At 40.5% G+C, this 2338-nt stretch carries 3 protein-coding genes; all 3 read left to right on the plus strand.

Annotated elements, in window-relative coordinates; genetic code table 11:
- Positions 1-85: 85 nt before the first annotated feature.
- Positions 86-280 carry a hypothetical protein gene (locus tag DDE80_RS14160; protein WP_108308580.1) on the plus strand — a complete coding sequence of 65 codons (195 nt, stop codon included), beginning with the start codon at positions 86-88 and terminating at the stop codon, positions 278-280.
- Complete coding sequence (gene tnpB / locus DDE80_RS14165; RefSeq protein ID WP_201261547.1) at positions 277-630, plus strand: IS66 family insertion sequence element accessory protein TnpB; 354 nt, start codon at positions 277-279, stop codon at positions 628-630. Before DDE80_RS14160 ends, tnpB begins: the two co-directional genes overlap by 4 nt.
- A gap of 62 nt (positions 631-692) precedes the next feature.
- Positions 693-2252 carry an IS66 family transposase gene (gene tnpC, locus DDE80_RS14170; protein ID WP_108308582.1) on the plus strand — a complete coding sequence of 520 codons (1560 nt, stop codon included), beginning with the start codon at positions 693-695 and terminating at the stop codon, positions 2250-2252.
- The last annotated feature ends 86 nt before the right edge of the window (positions 2253-2338 follow it).

The following is a 2338-nucleotide window of genomic DNA, read 5'->3' on the forward strand; positions in this document are numbered from 1 at the left end:
GTAAGCCCGTAATCAAATAACGCATATATTCATTCAGGCACCTCCGGTACCATAAAGGTATCAATTTTAAGGAGGTGCCATCTCTATGTCTAAAGATAAATTAACGATTGTCCCCGTTTCACTTGATCCCCTACCAGCTGAAGTTTCCACGTCTGTTCCTTCACCTGTTGCAGCTGTACCAAGCTGTGTCATTAAAACAACCTTCGGTGAAATTAGCCTCTTCAATGGCGTAGATGAGCACATCATCCACACCATCTTCAAGGAGCTGAAAGAACTGTGAAACATGATTTTACAAGTGTCCAAAATATTTATATTATTTGCGGGAAAACCGACATGCGTAAAGGGATTGATGGCCTCGCAGCGCTGATTCAAGATTCATTTCAATTAGATCCGTATAGTGACGCGGTGTTCTTATTTTCTGGTTGGAGTAAAGATCGCTATAAATGTTTATACTTCGACGGCGATGGTTTCGCCATGCTGTATAAGCGTTTGGATAACGGCAAACTTCAATGGCCAAAAGATGAAAAAGAAGTGCGAAACCTCACACAACAAGAATTACGCTGGTTATTAGAAGGATTATCGTTACAACAGCCAAAGGCTATTGCAAAATCTGCAAAAGGTGTCTTTTAATCACCCTGTCATAAATGGTATAATCATACATAACTTATATCGAACGAAACGTGGTGATTAGTTTGGAGAAGCCTTCTACGACAAATGATAAGGTTGTTCAGTCACTTGAGGAACAGCTGGCATTTTTTAAACAACAAAATAGCGATTTAACAAAACAAATTGAAGTATTAACTGAACAAATTCGCCAATTAACAAAGGCTTTATACGGTTCTAAATCTGAAAAATCAAAGTATCAAGCGCCCGATGGGCAAGTGTCTTTATTTGAAGATGACCCGTCTTTTAATGATTCTGAGCAGACAGAAGAACAAAGCACGGAGACGATCCGTTATGCAGTTACACGTAAAAGTACAAATAGAAAACGCAATGATGTATTTCTAGGCCATATAGAAGTGGAAGAAGTTCACCATCATCCAGCGGATTTAGCCTGTGACTGTTGTCAGAAACATATGGTTGCCTTCAGCACGGTTCTAGTACGTGAAGAAGCCAAATTCATTCCAGCCAAGATGAAACGAGTGCAGCATTTTGAGCACGTTTATGAATGTAAAGCCTGTAAGAAAGATGTCTTACAAAAAGCACAAATTAAACGTGGAAAGGCACCTCAAGGTGCAATTCAGCGAAGCATTGCTGGTCCAACTGTTTTAGCCAAGTTAATTTACGATAAGTTCGTTCAATACTTACCTCTTTATCGTCAGGTAAATGAATGGTCACGTTATGGCCTATTAACGAACGATAAAAACCTATCGAATTGGGTCATTCGTGTAGCAGAGGATTGGCTTCGACCGCTTTATGATTTGATGCAGCAACTATTAACAGCAAAATCTGTGTTACATATTGATGAAACGTACGCACAAATTTTAAATCGTTCCGACGGAAGGCCTGCACAATCAAACGCCTACAATTGGGTCTGTCGTACAGTCGCAAGTGAAGGGCCTATTTTGGTACTCTTTAAAAGTGCCTTATCTAGAGGACGCGCCATATTAGCCGATTTAATCCGTGGCTTCAAAGGCACGGTTATTTGTGACGGCTACGCTGCTTACGCTGAATTACCAGAGGTACAATTTGCGAACTGTTGGGCACATGTGCGCCGTTATTGGTTAAAAGCCGAGAGCAAAAATGGACAAATCGGTGTGCAATATTGTGATCGACTCTTTCAAATTGAACGAAGAATCAAGAATTTATCAGCTGATGAACGTGTGAAGATTCGACAAGAAGAGGCGAAGCCTCTTATTCTTGAATTTTTTGATTGGATTGATCGCTCACCATTCTTTGGAAAAAATGCCATTGCCAAAGCTGCAGAATATACGCTTAATCGCAAACAAGCTTTAATGGTTTTTCTTGAGAACGGACATGTTTTGATTGATAATAATCCAGCTGAAAATGCGATTCGTCCAAATGTCATCGGTCGAAAAAATTGGCTCTTTTCGGTAAGTGAAGCAGGCGCACAAGCCAATGCGATTTGTCTAAGCCTGGCCGAAACGGCCAAAGCCAACGGCATTGATTTTTATCAATACTTGATGAAGCTATTAACAGAATTGCCAAACTTACCAATTCACCAACAGCCTGAAATTTTACAGCAGTACTTACCATGGTCTGAAAATATCCAGGCCACATGTGCAAAATAAGCCAACTAGCCGAAAAAAATACCGGTCAGTTGGCTATTCGTCGTGCGTACCGTACAGGTGCGCTATTTTTTATAATTCGGGCTTAC

Source organism: Metalysinibacillus jejuensis (genome assembly GCF_003057615.1).
GTDB lineage: Bacteria > Bacillota > Bacilli > Bacillales_A > Planococcaceae > Metalysinibacillus > Metalysinibacillus jejuensis.

What these genes read in the sequence shown, in the direction of transcription:
- DDE80_RS14160 (WP_108308580.1), top strand. Translation starts at nt 86, where the DNA reads ATGTCTAAAGATAAATTAACGATTGTCCCCGTTTCACTTGATCCCCTA.